The organism is Cytophagaceae bacterium ABcell3 (genome assembly GCA_030913385.1).
Classification (GTDB): Bacteria; Bacteroidota; Bacteroidia; order Cytophagales; family Cytophagaceae; genus ABcell3.
Genome location: CP133159.1, coordinates 572,335 through 596,778, shown reverse-complemented (window position 1 = coordinate 596,778; position 24,444 = coordinate 572,335). Strand labels below are relative to the sequence as shown.

The 24,444-nt window shown below is 38.8% G+C and carries 21 protein-coding genes and 1 riboswitch; of the genes, 12 read left to right on the top strand and 9 right to left on the bottom strand.

Features of this window, described 5'->3' with window-relative positions; genetic code table 11:
* Positions 1 to 332 precede the first annotated feature (332 nt).
* The 4 genes from RCC89_02530 to RCC89_02515 all read right to left on the bottom strand — a co-directional run bounded on the left by RCC89_02530 (position 333) and on the right by RCC89_02515 (position 4,555).
* On the bottom strand, positions 333 to 2,384 hold the full coding sequence (locus tag RCC89_02530; GenBank protein ID WMJ72052.1) for an OmpA family protein: 2,052 nt from the start codon (positions 2,382 to 2,384) through the stop codon (positions 333 to 335).
* A 415-nt stretch (positions 2,385 to 2,799) separates the two neighbouring features.
* A complete protein-coding gene (locus RCC89_02525) occupies positions 2,800 to 3,192 on the bottom strand; it encodes a hypothetical protein (protein ID WMJ72051.1) in 393 nt (130 codons plus the stop codon).
* A gap of 20 nt (positions 3,193 to 3,212) precedes the next feature.
* Positions 3,213 to 4,136 (bottom strand): hypothetical protein, encoded by a 924-nt coding sequence (locus RCC89_02520; GenBank protein WMJ72050.1) that lies wholly within the window; start codon positions 4,134 to 4,136, stop codon positions 3,213 to 3,215.
* A gap of 47 nt (positions 4,137 to 4,183) precedes the next feature.
* Entirely contained in the window at positions 4,184 to 4,555 is a 372-nt protein-coding gene (locus RCC89_02515; GenBank protein ID WMJ72049.1) for a hypothetical protein, read from the bottom strand.
* 127 nt (positions 4,556 to 4,682) lie between these two features.
* Here RCC89_02515 and RCC89_02510 point away from each other — a divergent pair, with 127 nt between their 5' ends.
* Together RCC89_02510 and RCC89_02505 are read left to right on the top strand one after the other, a co-directional pair.
* Entirely contained in the window at positions 4,683 to 5,216 is a 534-nt protein-coding gene (locus tag RCC89_02510; protein ID WMJ72048.1) for an archaeosortase/exosortase family protein, read from the top strand.
* Complete coding sequence (locus RCC89_02505; protein ID WMJ72047.1) at positions 5,206 to 5,688, top strand: hypothetical protein; 483 nt, start codon at positions 5,206 to 5,208, stop codon at positions 5,686 to 5,688. Before RCC89_02510 ends, RCC89_02505 begins: the two co-directional genes overlap by 11 nt.
* A 64-nt stretch (positions 5,689 to 5,752) precedes the next feature.
* On the opposite strand, the gene RCC89_02500 is transcribed toward RCC89_02505, so the two are convergent.
* Complete coding sequence (locus tag RCC89_02500; GenBank protein ID WMJ72046.1) at positions 5,753 to 6,256, bottom strand: DUF1802 family protein; 504 nt, start codon at positions 6,254 to 6,256, stop codon at positions 5,753 to 5,755.
* 422 nt (positions 6,257 to 6,678) lie between these two features.
* Positions 6,679 to 6,876: riboswitch (cobalamin riboswitch) on the top strand.
* Between the two features lie 176 nt (positions 6,877 to 7,052).
* Here RCC89_02500 and metE point away from each other — a divergent pair.
* Together metE and RCC89_02490 are read left to right on the top strand one after the other, a co-directional pair.
* The gene (gene metE, locus RCC89_02495; GenBank protein ID WMJ72045.1) at positions 7,053 to 9,389 is read left to right on the top strand and encodes a 5-methyltetrahydropteroyltriglutamate--homocysteine S-methyltransferase; all 2,337 of its coding nucleotides are present in this window, start codon (positions 7,053 to 7,055) and stop codon (positions 9,387 to 9,389) included.
* Between the two features lie 360 nt (positions 9,390 to 9,749).
* A complete protein-coding gene (locus tag RCC89_02490) occupies positions 9,750 to 10,187 on the top strand; it encodes a hypothetical protein (protein WMJ72044.1) in 438 nt (145 codons plus the stop codon).
* A 313-nt stretch (positions 10,188 to 10,500) separates the two neighbouring features.
* Here RCC89_02490 and RCC89_02485 read toward each other — a convergent pair whose 3' ends face one another.
* Positions 10,501 to 11,280: a cytochrome c oxidase assembly factor Coa1 family protein gene (locus RCC89_02485; GenBank protein ID WMJ72043.1), complete on the bottom strand. Its 780-nt coding sequence runs from the start codon at positions 11,278 to 11,280 to the stop codon at positions 10,501 to 10,503.
* A 277-nt stretch (positions 11,281 to 11,557) separates the two neighbouring features.
* Here RCC89_02485 and RCC89_02480 point away from each other — a divergent pair, with 277 nt between their 5' ends.
* From RCC89_02480 to radA, 3 genes are all read left to right on the top strand, one after another.
* Positions 11,558 to 12,367, top strand: coding sequence for a hypothetical protein (locus RCC89_02480; GenBank protein WMJ72042.1), 810 nt, complete (start codon positions 11,558 to 11,560; stop codon positions 12,365 to 12,367).
* 262 nt (positions 12,368 to 12,629) lie between these two features.
* Entirely contained in the window at positions 12,630 to 14,120 is a 1,491-nt protein-coding gene (locus tag RCC89_02475) for a hypothetical protein (GenBank protein ID WMJ72041.1), read from the top strand.
* A gap of 61 nt (positions 14,121 to 14,181) precedes the next feature.
* Positions 14,182 to 15,552, top strand: a complete 1,371-nt coding sequence (gene radA, locus RCC89_02470; GenBank protein WMJ72040.1) for a DNA repair protein RadA — start codon at positions 14,182 to 14,184, stop codon at positions 15,550 to 15,552.
* Between the two features lie 167 nt (positions 15,553 to 15,719).
* Here radA and RCC89_02465 read toward each other — a convergent pair whose 3' ends face one another.
* On the bottom strand, positions 15,720 to 16,052 hold the full coding sequence (locus RCC89_02465; protein WMJ72039.1) for a hypothetical protein: 333 nt from the start codon (positions 16,050 to 16,052) through the stop codon (positions 15,720 to 15,722).
* A 93-nt stretch (positions 16,053 to 16,145) separates the two neighbouring features.
* Between RCC89_02465 and RCC89_02460 the strand changes: the two genes are divergently transcribed.
* The gene (locus tag RCC89_02460; protein ID WMJ72038.1) at positions 16,146 to 17,684 is read left to right on the top strand and encodes an IS5 family transposase; all 1,539 of its coding nucleotides are present in this window, start codon (positions 16,146 to 16,148) and stop codon (positions 17,682 to 17,684) included.
* Here RCC89_02460 and RCC89_02455 read toward each other — a convergent pair.
* The gene (locus RCC89_02455; protein WMJ72037.1) at positions 17,590 to 18,408 is read right to left on the bottom strand and encodes a family 16 glycosylhydrolase; all 819 of its coding nucleotides are present in this window, start codon (positions 18,406 to 18,408) and stop codon (positions 17,590 to 17,592) included. The genes RCC89_02460 and RCC89_02455 overlap by 95 nt on opposite strands.
* Positions 18,409 to 18,576: 168 nt before the next feature.
* On the opposite strand from RCC89_02455, the gene RCC89_02450 reads away from it, so the two are divergent.
* Positions 18,577 to 19,182 (top strand): ACP phosphodiesterase, encoded by a 606-nt coding sequence (locus RCC89_02450; GenBank protein WMJ72036.1) that lies wholly within the window; start codon positions 18,577 to 18,579, stop codon positions 19,180 to 19,182.
* A 139-nt stretch (positions 19,183 to 19,321) separates the two neighbouring features.
* Here RCC89_02450 and RCC89_02445 read toward each other — a convergent pair whose 3' ends face one another.
* The gene (locus tag RCC89_02445) at positions 19,322 to 20,158 is read right to left on the bottom strand and encodes a type IX secretion system membrane protein PorP/SprF (GenBank protein WMJ72035.1); all 837 of its coding nucleotides are present in this window, start codon (positions 20,156 to 20,158) and stop codon (positions 19,322 to 19,324) included.
* Positions 20,159 to 20,275: 117 nt separating this feature from the next.
* Between RCC89_02445 and RCC89_02440 the strand changes: the two genes are divergently transcribed.
* Genes RCC89_02440 through RCC89_02430 form a run of 3 tightly spaced genes read left to right on the top strand, consistent with a single transcriptional unit; the run spans position 20,276 to position 23,633 of the window.
* Entirely contained in the window at positions 20,276 to 20,854 is a 579-nt protein-coding gene (locus tag RCC89_02440; GenBank protein WMJ72034.1) for a sigma-70 family RNA polymerase sigma factor, read from the top strand.
* Positions 20,851 to 22,026, top strand: coding sequence for a gliding motility-associated C-terminal domain-containing protein (locus RCC89_02435; GenBank protein WMJ72033.1), 1,176 nt, complete (start codon positions 20,851 to 20,853; stop codon positions 22,024 to 22,026). The genes RCC89_02440 and RCC89_02435 overlap by 4 nt, the downstream gene beginning before the upstream one ends.
* Positions 22,023 to 23,633, top strand: a complete 1,611-nt coding sequence (locus RCC89_02430) for a hypothetical protein (GenBank protein ID WMJ72032.1) — start codon at positions 22,023 to 22,025, stop codon at positions 23,631 to 23,633. The genes RCC89_02435 and RCC89_02430 overlap by 4 nt, the downstream gene beginning before the upstream one ends.
* Positions 23,634 to 24,444 lie beyond the last annotated feature (811 nt).

The window sequence follows — 24,444 nt, the reverse complement described above, 5'->3', positions numbered from 1 at the left end:
CCTGACCATGTAGGTCAGGCTTTTTTTCTTCACTTTGGTCAAAATCAACCTACTCCAAGCCCGAAGCCACCCTCAAAAGCAAACCCTTAAAGTTCTTGCTAATCTTTTAATTTTTACTCCCTAGAAAAGCTAAGTTAGTGGAGGTGTTCTTATGTAGCGCAAGGCATGGCAAACTATTACAGATATTACAGCTTAATCATTCTAATGCGGCAACTTACACATTCTCGCATTAGTCGTATTATAAAAAAGGCTCAAATAACAGGAGCAGCAATAGACTATATCGCTGCTCCTGTTTTATTAAAAAAACATATTGAAACATGCAGTTTCTAATGCTACTGTTCACTTACGGAAGAAAAGTCATCATCAAGAATTAAAAACTCGGTTCTCCTGTTAAGCTCACGACCTTCTTCCTCATCATCATTAGACACAAGAGGCCTAGACAAACCATAACCTTTGGCTATAAGCCTATCACTAGGCACACCTTTGTCAACCAGCCACTTTACAACACCTTCTGCCCTTCTTTGGGAAAGGTCGAGGTTATATTCTGCAGTTCCTTTGCTATCTGTATGTCCTTGTATCTCGATCTTAATTCTTGGGTTATTTTTTACAATCCTTAAAAGCTTATTGAGCTCACTTTCTGACTCTTTTTGTAAAGATGCCCTGTTAAAATCAAAGTAAATATTGTTCAAAACCATCCTCGCTCCTTTTTCAACTTTATCCAAGCTTATATTAGTACTAATCTTAAAGTCGTCAGGGGCGTTCTCAGGAACCTTCACTTTAAAAGATTTAAAAATGTAACCTTCTCGTTCTGCTGTGATATTAAGAGTAGTAGCGTTAACAGCTATGGTTTCCTGCAATTGCCCTTCCTTTGCAGTTCCATTATAAACGATTTCTCCTGTTTCAATATCCTCAATTTCTATATTTGCATCAAGGCTATCACCCCCACCATTCACGTAAAGTTCTAGCTTAACGCTTTTTTTATTTATATCTAAAGCCGTTTCAGCGGTATCAGGCGCATCCTTCTTAACCAAAACAGGTTCTTCCTCCGTACCTGATTCTGGTTCGACATATCCAGGAAGCTTTATTTTATAAATATCCATATCCCCATAGCCTTCTTTTTTTACTGAAGAGTAATAGCCATAAGTGCCATCTCCAGACAAAGTAAAGTGCAAATCATCATCAGGAGAATTTATAGGATAGCCAATATTTTCAGGCTTGGACCATTGCTCCGTAGTGCTGTCGTAAACAGTTTTAAATATGTCAAATCCTCCCATTCCTTCATGTCCCTTAGAACTAAAGTATAATGTTTTTCCATCGGAGTGCAAAAACGGGCTTTCTTCGTCAAAAGGTGTATTGACAACATGTCCTAGGTTTTCAGGCTCGCCCCATTGACCGTCCCTCATTTTTTTTGTCAAATATAAATCAAAACCTCCAACTCCACCACTTTTGTTACTGGAAAAGAAAAGTACTTTACCGTCTTGAGAAATAGTGACAGAATTTTCTATAGACTTTTGTGTATTAATTAAGTCCGACAAAGGTCTCGGGTGGCTCCATTTCCCTTTCCTGTTTTTTGTACTTACAAATAAATCACCCTTATACGTGTCATTGTCTACATAAAGAAAAATGGTCTTTCCATCTGCAGAAATACCTGCAGCAGACTCATGCAAGTCCGTATTAATAGGGAAACCCATATTTTGTGGCTCTGACCAACCTCCCTCTTCTCGTTTACTATAATAAATATCTTCAAAATACTCATTGTCCACATCTTTATTCTCACCGGTACTACCACGTCTTTTCGAGGTGAAAAAAAGGTGCTGCTCATCTGGTGTTATTACTGGCCCATACTCAGGGTATTCTGTGTTAATTACACTACCTAAGTTTTCAATATCAATTTCTACAGGACTCTTTACTAAATTTTTGGCATTTATACATTCTTTAATGCGCAATTCAACCTGCTCCAGCTCTTCTTGTTTTTGTTCCGGCCTATATACTTCTGTTAAACGCCCTTGGGTTATTTCTTCCTGATAAGCTGTATAAGCCTCAATGGCTTTATCAAATTTATAGCCCAAATGATAAGCCCTACCAATGAGGTACATAATATTATCCGCTATTTCAGCATCAAGCTCTTGGGCTTTTAAAAAGTAAGTAAGAGATTTTTCTTTATTAATAGACTCAAGATAACAAACACCGACCATAAAGTTTGCCCTAGGGTGGTGAGGCTCCGCATTAAGCGCTTCTTTATAGACCTCCAAAGCGTCTTTTACGTTACCAAACCTATACATTTCGTCGGCTACTTCGACGAGATCGTTTGCTTGTCCATAGCCAGCACTGGCTAAGAAGCAAAAAGGTAATACCAATAGGATGGTTCTCAAAAATTTAGGCATAGCTTTTTCAGAAGATTCTATAGTTGGGGCAATATTAACATTTACGCTAAACTGTTTTACGAAATTTGGAATGTATAGTTTCTATAATTTCTCTAATACCGGTTGAATTTTACAGATTTAGTATATTTAGAAAGGTGTGATGTATAAACCGTATAACGACGCAATGCCAAAGATAATTTTAACCTGAATATGCAATAGGTTTAAACATGAGGGCAAAACAAAAGTAACTGTGAACAAAGAGGCTGATTTGAAGAAGTTTTGCTATGTAATAAAAAGCTCTATTGGATATTTCAAACTTAAGGAAGCACCCTAATCCTCATAAGCTAAAAAAGGCATACATAGCAGATGCCATTATGCCTCTTTGGGAAAGTAGCAAAAGGTTAGCAAACAGAAAACCTAACCTTTATAGCGTCAATTACTCTATATGGGAAGAAAAATTAACAGTTTTAGTAGTGATATTATGTGAGTGGTCAGAACCAGAAACGGTCAATTTTAGATCCGTGTGGCCTTGGTTGGTATTGACCCAGAAAGTATCAATAATAACAGGCTGTGCATGGATATGCTTATTAATTTTAAGCACCACCTCGTCACTATCGACTTTTTTTAGTTCCACCGCATACTCATGAATATCATCAGATTTATGGGTAAGCTTTGCCTTAATATGCACTTTTTCACCATGGTACATTTTACCTTCTTCAGGTGAAGTAATACTGATTTCTGGCTTGTGTTCATTCTTGTCTTCCTTGTTACAAGATGCGAAAACGGATAACACAGAAACTAAAACTAAGGATTTAACTAAATTTTTCATTGTATTGAAAGTTAATAGGACTAAAACATAAATATTAAGTGTGTATTAATACTTGCATCGGCAGTAATTTTACCACCAGCAAGGTTCTGAGCCAGAGGTTTCGTATAAGAAATGCCCCCAGACCACCTTTGGAAATATAAATCTAGGCCAAGTGTAGCAGAAAGCAATTGACCGCCACTAATCGGATTAGTGTATACACCTGTATGGTCCATTGCTGCATAATCATAGGTCATACCAGCATGAGGCAACAAAGAAATGTCGCAGGTCTCAAACCACTTAAAAAACCTGGCACTTGTTGTAAGCCTATTGCCAAACTTATACCGGTCAGGGTTGGATGTGTTATACCTATAGACCATATCCATATTAACACCTGCTTGTTTGTACCTGATGGTATAGATCATGTTGGCCAAAAAATCTGTGCTTCCGCTTCCTGGACGAAGGTTAGGTGTTAACATAGCATCGTTAGACTGCGCTTCACGGTGCCAAGATCCTGTTGGAAGTTTAACCCCTCCACCAACAAGAACCGTTTGCTTCCAATCAGTCTTGGAACTATCTCCTGTGTCAAACAATACATAGTTAGCCAAGACCATTGCATCGCCAAGCCCCTGACGATGGGCTTGTCCAGCAGGTAGCCGTTGCGACATTACATGGTATGGCAGAAAGGCAAACACCTGAACCCTTGGGTGTGGGTAAAACCGCCCCCAAAGTTCTATAGAGTTAAATGTCTCCTGACTAAATGTAGGAGGTTCATTGCTCAGCAAGGGCGGTAAATGCTGGGTAGAAAATGAACTGTTTTGATACCTAAGGCCAACAAAATTCTTTCTGAACTGAGGTAATATTCCAAAATAGCTTCCCCCGCCTGCACCGCCGCACATATCGCATTGTGCTATCAATGATTCTGAGAATAGCAGAACCATTAATAACCCTAAGATTATTTTGCGCATACTAAAATGCTTTAGATTTCCTTAAATAGTTTAAAAGAGCAACTATTTTAGACTTGTGGCGGGTGAAAACACGAAGAGGCAAACAAGTACTTATAGTGGGAAAACCATGAGGAGTAGTTTTCTAGTGCATCTTTATTGCTCCTGGAGTCAAAAGGATAGGAAGTTTCGTCATAAGAAATTACTTCTTTAATTTCTTTAAGTACCTCAGGCAAGCTTTCACTAGAATGGCTTTCGGTTTTCTTCAATGACTTTGACAAATAGCAGCGACCGTTGCAATCAAAAACCTCTACAGAAATATTTTCACAGAAGTTTGATGCGATTGCTTCCTGCTTAATCTGATAGTTGACCAAGATGGTTAGCTTGCTGACCAAGTTCAGCAAAAGCGTTAATAGGAGCAATATGGAGACTGTTCTTCTCAAAGTATTACAAAGATAAACCACGGAAAAAATAAAAAAAATGACTTGCGTACATTTATTTTATGCTTTAGATCATTTTTCTAAAAAATAATATATAACTTTATAAACACTCCCTGAACCTTAATATGTTATGCTATCTGTTATAAGAAACCAATATCTAAGCTTTAAAGAGAACAGAGCTCTAGTTTTTCTTGGATCCGTTGTTGCTCTTTACCTAGTATGGGAGTTTTTGTATAGAACCTGGTTTATAAGTAGTGCAATATCAGCAGGTCTATGTGAAATCCTTGGCCTTACCAGCGGTTTTCTGTTTTCACTTTCTGGCCATGAGGTTGAATATGCCAATCGGTTCTTATCGTTAAACAGCCATAAGGTATTATATATTGGAAGCAGTTGTAATGGCATGGAGTTTTTCGGGCTATTTGCCTGCTTTGTTATTGCATTTCCCGGAGCTATCAAATCGAAGCTTTGGTTCTTACCTGCAGGAATATTATTTATTCATTTAATCAATGTCATAAGGGTACAGTTTTTAGTAATAAACTATTATTTCTTTGAGTCTTCCTTTGACTTTAACCATAAGTATACATTTAATTTTGTGGTATATGGATGTACACTTTTGATTTGGCTCTGGTGGGCAAGAAAACAAATCCAAAGCCATGCTGCGTAAAATATTCAATCAACGCATTTTAGCATGTGTTTTACTTTACATATGGCAGTCCATTTTAGACCTGAACAAAGATAGCCTCATAAGCCAATACGAACACCTAAGGGTACAATACCTATCAATTATAGATGAGCCGCTTATAGCCAAAATGCCTGCAATGTTCATATGTTTATATATACTGCACAGGGCTTTTGTTCATGGTCTGATTGTAAGGGTGTTCACGAGTAAAAAAGCGTTGCTAAGGCAATATATGGCCTTGGATCTCATTATTTTTGTTGCCGCCATTCCTTTTTATATCTCCAGAAAGCTAATCCCAGCTACAGCAGATTTCATTGAACCTTTATCATTTGCATTTATGAAGCTACTAGACTCACCGGTATTGCTTCTGTTTTTCCTGCCTTCTTATTACTTGTTCAAGAACATGGAAAACTACAAGACCGCAAGTGCCCCAGACAAGAATTCTCAAACTCCATAATGCCCAATAGAGGAAGCAACTAGGCAGCATAAAAGCGAAACAATTAATACAACATATCTATAAACTACCGAATATTAGGGTTAATAACAGGCTCGCTTTCTGGTTCACTTGCAACAGGTATATCAATCCAGCTTTTACAGCCACCATACTCAGCTAACATATCCACAGTAATCGGCTCTTTAAGCTTATGCACCTGTACAATTAATAGATGCACCATTTTCTCCCCTCTTTCATACCTTTCCTGTATTACCTCATCCTTCCAGGCATGGTAAGGGCTTAGCTTATTTAAAACCTCAATGTCCTCTACCACTTTACTGTCAGCGATTTCGGCCATATAGCAGATCTTAACTGTATTATCAGATTTGTTATAGGCGTACCCATCTAAAGCTGGAAGCCAATCTGGCTTGATCATTTCCGGAGCTTGATGAAATATCGTTGGGAACAAAAGAAACTTTTTTCCTTGAACAACAAATTCATCCTCGTGAATACCTCCTTTCCTAATAATAAGATTTTGTTTACCACTGCCTAAAGCATTTACGATAAAAGACCATTCTTTAAATGCTAACATGTTGATTGATTTATATTATTGAAAATTTGTTTATCCAAAACATGAATCCATTTCGAACCTTCGCAAGCCATTAAAAGGTGAACCTCACCCTCCGTTGGAAACACAAAAAAACGCAGTAGGACTTCAATAAGCAAAATATTGTCTCATATTGCTACACGAATAGTCTTTCTAAATAAAGAAAGTTCTAATGCATATTTCAGGTTAAATATTACAAAATTTCATCTAATTGAAAAAATGGAGCATATACACTACAAAGGTTTTTAATAAAATAAAGTTTAATAAACCAAGGATTCAATACATTTTAAGGCCTAAAAATCAATATTTTACAAAAAACAAAAAATTAAAAACACAAGTAGCACTTTGGTGTTTATTGTTTTTGAACAAGGCATTCTGTTACTTTGCAAATACGTTCTTTAAATTTTACTGTCAGTCTGAATAATGGTTCGCTCTCCAATGGAGGGTGATTAAAAAGGAACCATGTGAAAATCATGGGCAGACGTGCTACTGTAAGTAACCGATAGAAAGGCTTTGCTGGTTATATCCATTGTTCCATAAAGGAATGAGAAGGATAGCAAATGCTGTTACAAGCCAGGAGACTTGCCATTTATTCAAAATGACTTTGGCTTTCACGACACAAAGCCTGGTCACGCATTGGCACATATACACACTTTTAAGGCTCCTCCCTTGCCTTTAAAAGAACAGCTGTATTGTGTCTGGCATGATCTGGTTTTGGGGTTCTGAAGCTGTTCAATGTAAAGAGCAGAGTTCAAAATTTAAACCTTTAAACCCAAAACCGATGATTACACAAAATCTCGGCTATCCACGAATCGGTAGCCAACGCGAACTCAAAAAAGCCTGCGAACAATATTGGGCAGGCCGTGACTCTCAAAAAAACTTGCTTAGCACAGCAAGAAACATCCGTAAACAGAATTGGCAAACGCATAAGGATGCAGGCATCGACCTAATCCCATGCAATGACTTTTCATTTTACGACCAGGTGCTGGATACTTGCCTTATGACAGGCGCCATTCCATCTAGGTATTCACCAGTGCTTGCAGAAGAGAAAAATACCAATGAGCTGGACCTCTACTTTGCTATGGCACGGGGTTACCAGAAAAACAACCTGGATATCACGGCCATGGAAATGACCAAGTGGTTTGATACAAACTACCACTACATCGTCCCTGAGTTTGTGAAAGACCAAGAGTTCAGCTTCTTTTCAGAAAAAGTGGTCCATGACTTTTATGAAGCTAAAGAATTCTTAGGCTTTACGCCAAAGCCTGTCATCATTGGACCTGTTTCATTCCTACTGCTAGGGAAAGAGAAAGAAGATGGTTTCCATAGACTCGACCTTTTAGACAGGCTGCTTCCTGTATATGAACAAGCTCTAGAAAAATTAGCAGCTATGGGAGCTGAGTATGTTCAGTTTGACGAGCCGATATTGGTAATGAACCTATCTGACCGTGAAAGAGCGGCGATTAAAAAGGTGTATGAGAACTTTAGGAAAAAGTTTCCACAACTAAAAACCATACTTACTACTTACTTTGAGTGCACCGGAGACAATTTGAAGACCGCTGCAGAACTACCAGTTTGTGTCTTGCACCTAGACCTTGTTCGCTGCCCTTCACAACTTGATGATATTCTGAAAACAGGTTTTGCCAATAAAAATACCATACTTTCTGTAGGTGTAGTTGATGGAAGAAATATCTGGAAGAATGATTATGAAAAATCACTCACCTTTATAAAAAAGGCTGTTGATGCATTAGGAAAAGACAGGGTAATTATTGCGCCATCTTGCTCCTTATTGCATGTTCCTTATGACCTTGATCTTGAAAAAAATGAGGCCGTTCTTTCTGCCGAGGTAAAGAACTGGATGGCTTTTGCCAAACAAAAACTCCATGAAGTATCCGATCTTAGGAAACTGGCAGACCCAGAGTTTTCCGGCGATAAGGAAGCTTTACTAAATAAAAACAAAAAAGCCATAGAGAGCAGAAAGAACTCTGAACTTGTACATAATAAGATAGTCAAGCAAAGGGTCGAAAAGTTATCTGCTGCAGACGCACAAAGAAAAAGCCGGTTTGGCCAAAGGCAGCTTGTGCAACAGGAGCAGTTTAACCTGCCACTTATGCCTACTACAACTATTGGCTCTTTTCCTCAAACAACAGATATAAGAAAACTGCGCGCTTCTTATAAGAAAAAAGAGATTTCTTTAGAAGATTATGAAGCTCAGCTGAAGGAAGAGACTAAAAAAGCCATCAAATGGCAAGAAGATGTAGGCCTTGATGTGCTAGTTCATGGGGAGTTTGAGCGGAATGATATGGTAGAGTATTTTGGAGAACTGCTCAATGGCTATGTATTTACTGAAAACGGATGGGTTCAAAGCTATGGATCTAGGTGCGTGAAGCCTCCTATTATTTATGGAGATGTGGAAAGAAAAGCTCCAATGACCGTAAAATGGGCAACATATGCACAGTCACTGACCGACAAGCCCGTAAAAGGAATGTTAACTGGGCCTGTCACTATGCTACAATGGTCTTTTGTAAGAGATGACCAACCGCGCAAAGACACCGCCCTACAGCTAGCATTAGCCATACGCGACGAGGTGGTTGACCTAGAAAATGCAGGTATCAATATTATTCAAATTGACGAGCCGGCGTTCCGTGAAGGATTACCTCTAAGAAGAGAAAATTGGGAAAACTACTTAAATTGGGCAGTAAATGCCTTTAAAGTCGCTTCTTGTGGCGTGAAAGATGAAACTCAGATTCATACACACATGTGCTACTCTGAATTTAATGATATTATAACCAGCATTGCAGACATGGATGCGGATGTGATTACCATTGAAACATCTAGATCACAAATGGAGTTACTAGAAGCATTTACAAGCTTTAAGTACCCTAATGAAATTGGCCCAGGGGTTTATGATATCCATAGTCCAAGGGTGCCTGCTGTGGAAGAAATGACCTTTTTGTTAGAGAAGGCACTTGATGTTCTTCCGTCAAAAAACCTCTGGGTTAACCCAGATTGTGGACTAAAGACTAGAAAATGGCCGGAAACCGAAGCGGCATTAAAGAATATGGTTAAAGCGGCAGGAAAGCTTCGTGAAGAAATTAAAGCCCCTGCCAATATATAGTCTGGTGCAATTTAGAGTTTTAAGAGGCTGCCCTTGATAGGCAGCCTCTTTATTATAACACTTCATTTCTTATCACACACCAAACCCTACTAAGCCACCCCTCCACCCCTAGCCTCTTAAGCGGAAACATAGGCCTTCGAAACAATTATACCTAGAGGCCCTAATGCGCAACTTGTCTACAGTTTGCCTGTATTTATGGCACGCATTTTGAATGTTGTAGACATTTTATTGATACAACGATAATGAATGGCGATGGGGAAAATTATTTTAATAATTCTGTCAAGCATTTTTTTAAGCTTACCGCTTTACAGCCAACTGTTATTAGAAGGGGGCTATATCTATGGGACTGGCATTGGTTCAATGGCAAATAAAATACCAAATTCACATGGTTTAGGTGTTGGTGTGTTCAATGATTTTAATTACAGGCAAAACGGAAATAGCATACTGGGCGGAATTACCTTAGACTATAGCAACTATGGCAAAACAACACAAGAAAAGCTACCTTTCAATAACTATTACCATGGTACAGCTGATATAAACAATACCCATAACCTTTTTAATATAGGGCTTACCTTCCGATATCAATTTAACAGAGTTTCAAGATATTTTTCACCATTTTTCGAAGTAGGGCCCACCATTACTCAAACTGGAAAGCTAGAGACCCTTATAGAAGTAGATATGTTGATGAAACTGAAGCAGTGGCATTTTCAGGGAGAACAACTAGCAGTTCCACTTTTTATACAATGGGAGGTTTGGGGCTTATTGCTAAAGTTTCCCCAGCATTTTGGCTATCACTAAATGCAAATATTCAAACTGGCGATGTGGTTAGATACCGAAACTCTAAAGTAGACCCTGGCCATTTTTCCTACAGGTCAGGGATATACAGACAAAATCCAACTAATAGTGACCCAGGTGCCATAAAAGAACTGGGCAGGTCCACAGCTAGAGACTTTATTACAAGACATGTTATGGTTACGTTTAGTGTAAAGCTTATATTCTGCTTTGACCTCATTTCTGGCTTTGAACATGATTGACACAGCGCAAAGTCAATATGTCTTTAAGTACTTATGAAAAAATACACCCGTACTAGTATTTCATTTAAAGGCTGGTCTCATTCATCTATTATCTGAATATCCAAGAGCTTCCAATCTTCATTAGGTTCCTTTTCAAGTACTACTTGTATATTTAGCACTTTCTTGCTGCCGATCACTTTTATTTGAAGCTCGGCTTCCCCTAAACCATTCGTAATGCTTATATTTCCAGCTGGCAACATACCATAGCCTTCTATACTACCAACCACTTGAATTATATCTTCATTAGATTCTATCTCTTGAACAGCTAACTTATATGCATCAGACCCCTTCATTGTATGAGCTGTAAAAAATAAAGTAAATATAAAAAAGACACTGCCAACTCCCGCAACAGCGATAATTCGGGGAAGCTTCTGAGATTTATCAGGGTTATTCAATACAATTGTTCCTGCTAATTTGTCACCAATCCTTTTTTTCTCTTTACTAAAAGCAAGTACCAGCAGTTCCACAGGCCAAAGAACAATCATTAAATTCCTAACAAAAAGCTTTATTGTAGATGGAGCTAAGAGCGGGTCGTTTTCCCTCCTAACCATAATGCCTAAGACCCACTTACCAAAGCTTATGCCCTTTAGCGAATCTTTAGCAAAGTAAAACAGCAAGCCTATGCTGAATATAAAGGTCAATGTGCCATACGTTTTATTTATATTATCATTATCAAACTGACCTTGTTCAGTAAACATGAAACTAGCCGCCACTATAAAAAATGTAATGGTAAAATGATCTATAAGCAAAGCAAGGAAACGTCTTTTTCTGCTTGCCACTGTATAAACTATTTTATTATTACCGCTAGCTTTTGCCATTTTTCAAAATTTTAATTTTTTGATTACCCTAATATAGTACTTCAGAAACATTTCCCGGTTTATGCCCAGTAATTTTTGACAAAAAAACATTAAACCCACTGGGCAAAAATTAGTGTAGAGCCGTAAGGTTAGATCACAAAAAACGAAAAAACAAAGACCTCATTTTCTAAAACACCAAAGGAAATTATCAAGGAACCCATGTATATGTACTTTTAAATGGCATTTCATATTTGGCACAGAAATTGAAGTTTTAACGACGAACAAATTAATAGGTAGCATGAGGAGAATTTTTTATACTATCACTTTTGTTTTATTTTCATTGGCAGCAAAATCTCAGCATGTAGTAGGGGCAGGATATTCGTATGGGAGAGGCCTTAGAGAAATGGCTAGTGGAATTCAAAACTCACATGGTTTGTTTTTCAATTATTCACTCAATGTTTTATCACCATACAGTTACCGAGAGCTGCATATAGGTATAACCACAAGCTTTAACTCCTATGCCAGCGTTAGCAAGTCAAAATTGCCATTTGAGCGCGACAACTATGAGCATAATGTAGCAAATATCTCAAACACCTCATCCTTCGGAAACTTTGGGTTAAATGTTAAATACATCTTTAATAATGCAGAAAGACGCTTAAGCCCCTATATAGAAGGCGGCGGGGGTGTACTCACTCACTGGTCCAGTTGGTCAGCTTCCGATCCTTTTCACGAACCAATTGACGAATATGAAGATACTAGAACCAGATTTACAGGCACTTTAGGTAACAGTACAACTCTATATTATGCTTTGGGAGCGGGATTGAGTATAAAATTAACCCCCGAAGCGACACTATCGTTAGGCGTGTCATGGCAAAATGGAGGAACTGTAAATTACAGAAACCCAAATATAAGGCCTGAACAATTCTATTATATTCCATCAGAGGATTATTATGAAACAAATGTATTACCTCCAGACCATTGGTTCCTCAGAAACCCAAGGCGGCAAAACCAAGGTTCGCCATCAAGCCGTGAGGACTTGAGCAGTGATTTTAATTCAAGACACAACATGATCATGTTTAATGTGGGCATTACATATAATTTCTATTAAAAAGATACCCATTTAGAACTATACCTAAAACTAGCCAATAAGGGCATCCGCAAAATTGGGCATAATAGTTTGCAAGCTGTTAAAGCCCTTATTGCCTTTATCATGAAACTACTACACCGTTTTGTGGTATCAAGCGTACAGTAAGATCCACCAGAATAAACTCGTACTTGAATTCAACGAAAAGAATTAAGATATTACTGAATAAATATTATTACCAATGCAGCGTTTATAATTATAAGTCATTTAAGGTTCAAACAGCTTTATGAGCAGATTACTATATATCATCACAATATTTTTCATTCCATTAATTTCTTTTGGACAACAAGAGGCGGGGAAAGTACAAGTGCAAATAAAACGGCTTAAAGATGCCAGCATAGCTACTGACGGTGAGGACAATATTGCCTATGTCTTCAGAAACAAAAAACAATATCAGTTAACATTGATGGATAAAAACTTCAATACGCAAAAAAACTATGTGATCAATAGCCCAAAATTTAAGCGGAGCGAAGTTATTATATCCACCATTTTACAAGACAATTCTGTTATAGTCCATCTCTTTGATGAGAAATCGCATCAATTTTCAAGGCTGCACCTAAACTTTAGTACAGGTAGCCACACATTTAAGCCTACAGGAGAGCTTCACAGAAGCGAGCTTTTTTTAAGTTCTTTTGAGATGGGAGAAAAGTTTTATGTGCTTACATTACCTTATGGAGAAAACACTATCCGGCTATATAGCTCAGAAGGCGGCAAGCCTTTTAGCATAGAAGATTATCATGTCGAGTATGAACACTTGAACCAAGTATTGGTGAAAGCATACAAACAGTCCGACAGCAAACTCCCTTTACAGAAGGTGGGCTTTACCCTAGAAAACAACATTAGGTCGGTCCATTCCAAAAATAAAGTGTATGCTAAAGATAGTATTATTACCCTTACTATGGACCAGCCAGACATGACACACTTAATTACGATCAACACGCAAGCCAAAAGCCATAGTTATAAGAAACTTAAGTTTTCTATTGAAAAAGGGAGCCTAGCGCCTTCTAAACAAGGCAACTCTTTTATTCACAATGGCACATTCTTCCGCTTGACCGCAAGCCCTGAACAATTAAATATTTCCGTTATCAACTTAGACTCAATGGAGTTGATCAATAACTATAATGTGTTTCCAGACGAGGAGCTTGATATAAACAATGGCCCAATACTCGTTGAAAGCGTAGGTGGAGGATTCTCTGGGGATGAAAAGGTAATCAATAAAACACCAAGGTTTTTTAAACACTTGATGTCAGGAGAAGTGGCAATAGCGGTAAATCAGATCGATAGCATTCACCATGAAATTCAAGTAGGTGCTTATCAGGAAACAATCATTAGGACAAACCCTTACCATGGTGGTGGCATGGGCATGTCTTTTGGTTTTGGAGGTTTTGCCGGCCCAATGATGATGGGAGGAGGCCCTGCTTTTTACAGTCCCATGGGCGCCGGCTTTGGGTGGCCGGGTTATTATCCGGCCTATGGACATGCACAAAAACGTGTAAGGGTTGTATATTTTAGATCGCTCATGGGCAATACATATTTTGACCATCAGGAAGGGCTTGTGCCCAAAACCTTAGCTCAAAAAATTAAAGATTATGAATTAGGAGCATTTAGGAACAGAACTCCTAGTCATATGAATATATTCTCGTTAGAGGACAGAACCGTTTTAGGCTATTATGTCAAAGGAAAATCCATGTATAGACTAGTTGAGTTCATAAAATAATTATGCCATCAATTTTTTGTGTCAGAATTCAACAGCCAAAAAATATATGTATCTTTGACCTATGTCAAAGTCAAAAGTAAAGACTTCTTTTTTCTGTCAAAGCTGTGGTGCTCAATCTGCCAAATGGTTGGGCAAATGCCCATCTTGCAACCAGTGGAACACCTATGTAGAAGAGCTCATTACCAAAGATGAGCCTAAGGCTTGGCAAAGCACATCACAACAAACCGCAGCCAAGCCAAAAAAAATATCAGAAATAGCATACTCTCCCCAGTCCCGTCTAAAAACTCCGGATGAAGAGCTAAACCGTGTATTGGGGGGAGGAATTGTGCCAGGGTCTTTAGTTCTTTTAGGAGGAGAACCAGGTATTGGAAAATCCACCATTATGCTGCAAATAGCCTTACAGTTAAAAGGCAAGAAGATCCTTTACATTTCAGGAGAAGAAAGCGACCAACAAATCAGGATGCGGGCAGAAAGGTTAGGCGAAACATTGTCTGAATGCTACATTTTAGCAGAAACTTCTACCCAAAATGTGTTTAAACAAGCAGAAATCCTTGAGCCCGACTTGGTAGTAGTTGACTCTATTCAGACACTAAACTCTGCCTTCATAGAATCTGCACCCGGAAGCATTTCTCAGATCAGAGAATGTACGGCTGAAATAATGAAATTCGCCAAAGAGACATCCACGCCTGTATTTCTCATTGGGCATATTACCAAAGAAGGTATGTTGGCAGGCCCAAAAGTACTAGAACACATGGTAGATACGGTACTTCAGTTTGAAGGAGACCGCCACATGTCCTACCGGATACTTAGAACAACTAAAAATAGGTTTGGATCAACTTCAGAACTAGGGATTTATGAAATGTCAGGGGCTGGCTTAAGGCAGGTTTCCAATCCGTCAGAGATATTGATCTCACAGCGCAGCGAACAATTAAGCGGGGTAGCTATAGGGGCAACATTAGAAGGAAACCGCCCTCTTTTGATTGAAATACAGTCTCTGGTAAGCCCCGCGTCTTATGGGACTCCGCAAAGAAGCTCTACAGGGTTTGACGCAAGAAGGCTAAATATGCTTCTGGCCGTGCTTGAAAAGCGATGTGGGATAAGGGTTGGCACCCAAGATGTCTTTTTAAATATTACGGGAGGCATTAAAACAGAAGACCCCGCCATAGACCTGGCAGTATGCGCTTCTATTATGTCATCCTATTTTGACATAGTAATTCCTGGCCATGTATGCTTTGCAGCAGAAGTTGGCCTTGGAGGAGAAATCCGAGCGGTAAACAGAATTGAGAACCGGATATCAGAGGCCTCTAAACTTGGCTTCAAAGAAATATATCTTTCAAAATTTAATGTAAAGGAACTAGACAAAAGCAGACTTTCTATTAAAGTACACGAAGTCGGCAAGCTGGACGAAGTACTGAGAAAACTACAACGCTAAAGCTAGAGTCGGCGATTTAGGGCGTACTTAAAAACGCCCAAAATACTGATCTGTTGATATTTTTATAAAAATTAGAAAGTATAGGAGCAAGGGTTTTTCGGTTACTTCTTATTTTTCCGTGCACAGTAAATTGAGAAACTTTGAACCCAACACTTTTTCAGCAGGCCCTATTTAAATTTAAATCGCCGTTTTTGCTTTCCCTTAGCGTTCATCATGTGGTCATATTCGACGCTGTAACGTTTTTTAGGAACCAAAGGCTCTTGCAGCTTAAGCACAATTTTGTCATTTTTAAACTCCGCATGCTCCACTGTGTTACGAGAAACTTTGAAATAATCTGCATGAATATACTCCGGCTTATCAAAGTTACTAACCATAATCTCCAAATAGTGAGGGTTATCTAATCGGTAAGAGACTTTTTTTAAAGTCATTGAGGACTTGCTTCCATCGACAACAGGGCCACCGCTATATCCAGTTTCATCTTTTTTAGTCAGGCAAAGCATTAAGTAGGGTCTGCTTAGAAATAAAAAATAGCGGCATTAAGAGGATTTTAGAACTATTTTTATGAATTTGAGGGAGTCCAAGTGCAAAGAAATATGCAGAAGACCCCTAAAAGGCGTGCACCACGCTGCGAATATTCAAGTCCCAGCCAGTTGTCAATTATTGGTTTCGAGACACCGTTTCATAATCAGCTTGACCCCAACAACCGGTGGGTTTTGCTCAGCAACAAAATTCCATGGGATGAACTTGTCAATCTCTACAACAAACGCAATCCTCCAAAAAAGACAGGGAGACCGGCGCTTAACCCTCGTGTGCTGATTGGAGTGGTGATCATCAAGCATATCCTCAACCTGGATGATCGTGAGACAGTTGCCCAGATTACCGAAAACATGTATCTGCAATACTTTCTGGGGTACAGTTCTTATATCAAGGAGCCTCCATTTGATCCATCTTTGTTTGTAGATATCAGAAAACGGTTGGGGCAGGAACTTATCAATGCGATGAATGAAAGGATCCATGAGTTTTACATGGAAAAAGCCCCAAAAAAAGTTGACAAAACTACGAAAGGAAAAAATGACCCTCCTTCCTTTGCCAGTGGGCAAGAGTCTAACAAAGGAGAGGCAATCTTTGACGCAACTGCCTGTCCTCAAGATATCATTTACCCAACCGATTTGGGGCTGCTGAACAAAGCAAGGGAAATCACCCAACAGATCATAGATGAGCTTCATTGTAAAAATACCCAGGGGAAGAAACCAAGGACTTACAGAAAAATAGCTCGTAAAACCTATCTGAAGGTGGCCCAGAACAAGAATCCATCAAGAAAAGTAATTCGCAAAGGGATAAAAGCCCAGCTCCAATACCTTAGAAGAAACTTCAAGACCATTGAAAAGCAGCTGGACAGCTTTGAGGTTTTTCCTTTGTGTCATCGTACACAGCGGTCATACTGGGTCATTCAGACACTTTATGAACAACAGCTTGGCATGTTTAAGAACCGGGGCCACCATGTAGCAGATCGGATTGTTAGTATCCATCAGCCTCATGTGCGACCTATTGTACGGGGAAAGTCACGAGCCAAAACTGAATTTGGAGCCAAGATCCACCTTAGCATGGTGGATGGTTTTTCCTTTCTGGACACTGTGTCCTGGGAGGCTTTTAACGAGGGCAGTCATCTTGTTGATTACGTTGAAAAATATCGGAAACGGTTTGGTTTTTATCCTGCCAAAGTACTGGCAGACAAAATTTACTGCACCCGTGAAAACCGGAAGTGGTTGAAGGGAAAAGGAATAAAACTGGCAGCCAAACCTTTGGGCAGGCCATCCGCAAAGGCAGTGGAAAACCACGTAAGTCCAGGAGAGAGGAATCCGGTTGAAGGAAAGTTTGGACAAGCAAAAAACAGCTATGGGATGAACCGTATCCGTGCCAGACTTAAGAATACCAGCCAAACGTGGATCGCCTCAATAATCCTGGTGCTCAACCTGGTCAAATTGACCAGGCAGGCACTCTATTTTCTGAGTTTTTCAGCATGGCATAAGTCAATTTTTAACATAATTCGGGGTCTGAAAGACGTATTTGAAAGGATGACAATAAAAAACCGGCCTGGCGAGCGCTCAGGGCCGGTTTTTTACATATGTTAAATTTGAGTTTTTCAGCAGACCCTAAGTAACCATCCTGAATGACAGCATTGTCAGGAATAAACTCAGCATTGTTTTCCTTAAAAGTATGTGTCGCTTTTTGCCACTTCCCATAGTCAAGATCCTTAAATTGCTCCGTCCACCTATGCGTAAATATTTCATCTTTTTCAGGAGTATAAGCAGAATATTTAACATAGTCATAAGCAGCGCAAACAGGAAGTATTGATTCGTCCCAAACACCGCTCCAGGCCCAAATATTGGGAGGCCATACATTCATCATAATTTTCTGTGGCTGATTCATCTTTTTGATGCGGTCGCCACTTTGGGCATACACACGAACACCATCCACAAACCACACAATAGAGTCTGGATACCACTCAAAACCATATACATGAAAATCTTCATGGGGATTAAAGTCGAGGGTTTGCCTGTGCTCTTTCATATTGTGGCGGCCGATGATAGTATTAAACTGCACTTCATGATCATACCGGCCAAGCATCTCTACATCAATCTCATTCCAATTTTGGGGAAAGTCGGGTTCATCATAAAAGGTAAAAAAGGATGACACTACGCCGCTGCCTTTACATGACCTCATACGAACTTCAAACTTTCCATACTTAAAGGTTTCAAAAGTTCGGACCTCTGCTCCCAGGTATTTTTTTTCTCTTTGCGCAGAAGAAATATGACAAGATAAAATGGCTAAGAAAAAAACAAAGGCTGTTTTCATACGTGGTTTTTCTTGAACTGAAATTAAAAAACCTAAACGATCAAAATATAAAAATAACCATACAAAATCGACAAATATCATTTTATAGGGGTTAAAACAGAACCTTTTTGTTCTTTTTTTCGAATAAGAAAGAAGATCGTCAGTTTTTAAACAAAACCCATGTTTTTTATGAATTTTTTAATAAACCTCTATCTCTCTGAAAACAAAAAGGAAAAGATAATCGGCAACTTTTTATTGCAAGCCATTCGCAAACATGACACCACACGCTATACGCCGGAAATCATAGAAAGCATTTCCTTCTATAAAAAAATTAACGACTACACCGAATCGCACCCAGCTTTTGCAAAGAGCCTACAAAGGTTACACCCAAAAATGCAAAGAAAGGGAAATATGCTCATAAAAATATTCTACGACCATTTTTTAGCCTCGGCGTGGGACGAGTACTCTAGCTTACCTTTAGCCACATACATTTCAGATGCCTACAAAGCAATAGTAGAAAACCAAAAAGTACTGCCATACAAAATTAACCATACACTACCTGAGCTTTTAGCCTCTCCATATTTAAGGCAAATACACACATTCGGAGGCTTACACCCATACTTAAAAGACTTAACGCGTCTAGTAAAAGTAAATACGATCAACGAAAGTGCCCTAAATGACCTGATGCAGCATTACCCTGAGTTCAAAAATGACTTTAACGAATACTTTGCGGACCTTCTAAGCATTACCAAAACTGAAGAAAACAGTAGGGTTTACCAGAGAATAGTTGCTTGATGTAATAGACATTAGGGCTTATATGACAGTTAACTTGAGTCTTAGTCAATTTTTGCAGGATGTAGCAATTATAAAACATTGACTTTGCTATGATAGCCCTCCAAAATGTACCAACGGAAGCATAAAAAACAGGTTTTTATTATCTAAACAGGTACCCAAGAGTAATCTCCAATGAATTTTGCCAAAGTGGTCGAGAAGAAAACAAGGGACTGTTATAGGCAAAAGATAGTAAGATGTTGTTCTCTGCCTGTGGAATATTTACAGAAAAGAAAATGGCCGAGCCTCTTAAATATCTATAAGAAGAACCAAAAGAAATCAAATCTTTATAATTGAGAAAAAAACCAACATCTGAGGCCGGGTCCAGTTCTCGATAGTGACTGTATGTCAAAAACCCCTTCACAGCCCAATCTGGTGTAAACTCGTGCTGAGCAGAGAAAAACAGATTAAAATACCTTCTATAAGTTAATACTCCCGCCAAAGGAGAGGCTTCAGTATTAAAAATCTGCATAGCAGATACACCGCCACTAAACTTTGAACTGCTAAGCATTATACCCACATGCCCATCAGGGACAAAAGAAGAGCCAACACCAGAAACCGTTGGTGCCGAATAGGTATTTCCGGCAAAACCTAAAGCCAGTCCTGCCGAAAGAAACAAGTCTTCCGCCAAAGGCATACGGTTGGCATAGTTAAGATATGCCCGAGGCCTAGAAATATAAGGCCCCTCTGCCTCATTGAACATAAACACCCTTCCGGTATGCACCACCCCGTTATCTTGTCGACGGTAGCCCGTAGCCGTAAAAGCATAAGTAGCAATAGCGCTAAAGGGGCCAGTCCGCTGTTTATAATTACCAATTAAATCCAACACACCTTCATCAGATACGTATCCAGGATTAATTAACGAAGGGTTAAAAATAAACGAGGAAAAAAGATCAGGGTACAAATCGGAATCCTGCGCCTGAAGACTCAGTGAAAACACTATCAAACAATATGTGATTATCAGACGCATTCGAAATTTTATAGCCAATATTAAGAAATTTCCATTTTTTACCCAACTTCGTTACCTCATGTTTCCTATAATTGTATTTAAAACACTTTGCGCATAATAGAAGAAAATATTCCTGAATTGATAATAAAAGGAGCTGACGAAAAAGTCATTCCTTTGTTATACAAAAAGGTTCTTCCTGCTGTGGAAAAGCATATAGTTTCCAAGTCAGGCAGAAAAGAAGACGCCTTTGATGTCTTTCAGGATGCATTGCTTTTATTTTATAAGCAAGTGGTCAAAAAAACATATAATCCCAAATATAAAGTATACGGATATGTTTATCGAATAAGTATAAATCTTTGGCTAAACAAAATAAAAAGGGATAAAAAAATTCAATTAACAGACCAGTTGCCTGACTCTAAAGGAGAAGAACAAATAGAGATTAAAGAAGAACTATTTGCCCTTGAAGAAGATAATATTATAAAGGCTATTTTTGCGGAAATAGGTGAAAAATGTATTGAACTGCTTACGCATACTATTTATTATGGAATGCCTTACAAAGAAGTGATGGAAAAAATGGGGTTTCCTTCAATAGCAGCAGTAAAAATGCAGCAGAAAAGATGCAAGGAAAAGTTGGTGAAAGAAATTGAAAAAAAACCCCATCTTGAGGATTTATTAAAAGGCCTATGAAAAGCCGTAACCATACATATCAACGCATTGAAGATTACCTGAACGGCAACATGTCCGCAGCAGAAAAAGATGCCTTTGAAAAGCAGCTAGCAGAAAATGAAGCCCTCCAAAAACAGGTAAAGCTTCAAAAGCTAGCTTCTGAGCTCGTTATTGAAAACCGGCTTTTAAAGGTAAAGGAACTCGTAGCCAAAGAAAAAGCGAAAAACAGCCAATCTCAGTGGAAAAATATTTTTACTGGCGTATTATTAACAGCGGCTGTAACAGGCTCCGCTTATGTTTACTTTGGCCCTACAGAAAAACCTTCTGTTGAAAATAATAAAACAAAAAAAGAAACACAGATAAAAGAAAGCAAGAAAGAAAAGACGTTGGGATATTCCGACAGCCAAAATGCGGGGCCGGTAAAAGAAACTGAAAATACTGATATCCAAACAGCTGCTCCCAAGAAAGAAAAAACAACAGCACCTAAAAAGGTAAAAAAACAACGTCCTGCTCCTTCTGTTTTAGATACCCAAGAGCCTAAAAAAGAAACACAAAAAGAAAAAAAGGAAGCAAAACAAAAAATAGCAGCAGTAGACACATTGCATCTCAAAGAAGTGCAAGACGAAGAAAAAAATGACACCATTGAGCAAAACGCTTCCAAGCTGGATAATATAATTGTTGAGAAACTTGTAGAACCATGTGACACGGCAAACATACAAGCAAGCTTAAACACAAAAAATGCATGTGAAAACGAAGAAAATGGTCAAATTAGGGTTTCCGAAATAAAAGGAGGCCATGACCCTTATGAAATTAAAGTGTTTGATGACTCTGGCGAGGAAGTTGCTAGCTATTCTTCTTTGCCAAACGGGAACTATAAAGTAGTAATAAGCGACGGTGAAAATTGCAGTAAAACTTTTAATACAAAAGTAAAAGCTACGTTATGCTCTAAAGATTACGCATTTAACCCTTATTTTGGGGAAGAGTGGGAAATACCTACACGTGATCAATACGGCGTATTACAAATTTTTAATAATCAAGGCTTAACTGTTTACCAGAAAAATATCCCAGCCAATAATCAACTTAGCTGGGATGGAACTTCTGAAAGAGGCAATCTAAAAGAAGGCTATTACATATTTACAATCAAATACGACGATGGAAAAACTCTGAAAGGCTCAGTAACAATTTTGAGATGATAAAAAGAAAATTATACATATTAGCCTCCCTCCTAATTCTATCTGCAGCGAAAGTTATAGCTCAACCTATAGCTATCCCTGACACAGCTTTTCTTAATTTTTTAAAAATTTCGTATCCCTCCACTGTAGATGAAAACGGGTATCTAATACCAGAAAACGCAGCAAACACCTTTGGATACTTTAACTGTTCAGAAAAGGGTATAGAAAACCTTGAAGGAATTCAATATTTTACACGTATTACCAGAATATTTGCAACCGAAAACAAGCTCAAACACCTTCCTAACATATCCGGTTTAACGGAACTAAAAGAAATCAATGTTAGGGACAATCAGCTAGAGCAGCTACCAGACTTAAGCCACTTCCCCGAGTTGGAGAAGTTAATTATTTATAACAATGAGCTAACAGAAATTCCTGACGTATCGAACAACAAAGAGCTTCTGGAAATAGTAGCATATGGGAATAAGTTGGAAAGGGTTCCAGACTTTAGCAACCTCGAAAAATTGACTTTTTTAGAAATTGGCAACAATAAGCTGACCCATATTCCTGATATGAGCAACTTACCTGCCTTGGAACACTTTTACTGCTACTTAAATGACCTAGAGGCGCTACCAAAGTTTAGCAACCTCTCTAGTCTAAGGGTTCTCAATGCTGGAAGCAACGAAATAAAAGCTAGCCCTGACCTCAGCGGCATGCCAATAGTCAGAAAAGTAATTTTAGACAATAACCAGTTAACTGAGATGCCTGATATTTCTATGCTTCCAGAGCTGGACAGTATGGATGTCTATTTAAACCGTCTTAGTTTTACAGAGCTAATAAAAGTAAAAAACCACCCTTATTTTCATAAGTTCAATATTGATCCACAAAGGGTTTTCAATGTAGGCCGTAGAGTGTCGGCCGTTGAGGGCCAACCTACTGTGTTAAGAACCAACATAGACAGAGGCTTGGAGGGTACTACCTATGAATGGTATTCAGAAGAAGGGTTGTTTGAGACCACGGATAACCATTTATTAAGAATAGATAGTACAGAGGCAAATCACGATGGTGTATATTATTGCAAAATTTACCACGAATCTTTTGAAGAAGTAGAACTTCGTACAGATTCATTTAGGGTTTATGTAGCGCCTTGTTTACAAGCAGAAAATATGGAGTTTTCTATTAAAGGCCCTAAATGCAACAAAACTGGAGAAATAATAACAGACCTTTCCTCCGTAGAAGGCTATGACCTGAGATTTACCCTTACCAGTTTAACATCGGGCAAAGAATATACATCAGAGTCAGGCGCCTTTTATGGTTTAACAGAACCTTCATACAATTTACGGGTTTACTCCGAAAGCTGTCACAAAGAACACAAGGAACGGCTTGAGGTTCCAGTAGAAAAGTGTCGAGAAGTAATCCTTACCCCTTACGGTGGCGGAGAAAATGAAAGCTATTGGTTCGAGCAGACAGGAAGTGTCAAAATTTATAATAAAAATGGGGTGGTAGTCAAAGACTTGACAGTGCCTGGCACATGGGATGGCATGGGAGTCTCTGGCTTAGTAAGCCCCGGTTATTATGTAGCAGACATCAACAACGGGGAAGAGTTTGTAAACATTTCCGTTATTTATTAATACGACACCACTGCCCACTGGCCTTTTAAAGAACAAGTTGATAGAGATTTGGCAACTCATAAAAAAACCGGACTTGCTTAAGCCCGGTTTCTCATTCCTCCGTTTTTCTTATTGAAGTACCAGTTTTTGTCGGTGCAAAATACTGCCATTATCCATGATAGGGCCTGCTGAAAAAGCCACAAGCGTGTGTAGCCACAAGACATTGCGAGGAGGAATGACGAAGCAATCTCATCGTCTGGTCTAGTATTTAACACCCTATAAGCCAGCCATTACAGCTTACCGAAGACAGATTGCCGCAGCTTTTTTTCATAGGAACGAAAGGTTTATATTTTAAACCAAGAAACTTAACCTACTGCTATCTTGCGCCTCGCAATGACGGTTAAGTCCTTGTTTTTCTGTTAATTATAAAAAAATAGTATCCCCACTAACCAGATGATGTGATTCTTGTAGTGCCGATTTTTTATCGGCAAGATTTGTTATCACTTACGCTGTCAGGTCCAAGAGACGCTGACAGGTAACCAACATATTATCCCAACCACCGTCACATGCCTTGTGGCTACATTGTGTATGGCCCTACATGAAGACGTATTGGAATACATCGAATGTAAGGCCATAAAATAGAAGTGTGCTAGAAGCTAGCCCAAAAAAAGTATTGGATTAAAAGGTTCTCAAATTACTGTCCACGAAAATAAGAAATAACCGAAAAACTGCATCTATAGCTCATAACCTTTATACAAGCATTAACAGATCAATATTTTGGGCGTTTTTCAGTGCGCCCTACTTTAACGGCTTAAATACTTTTCAATTGTGT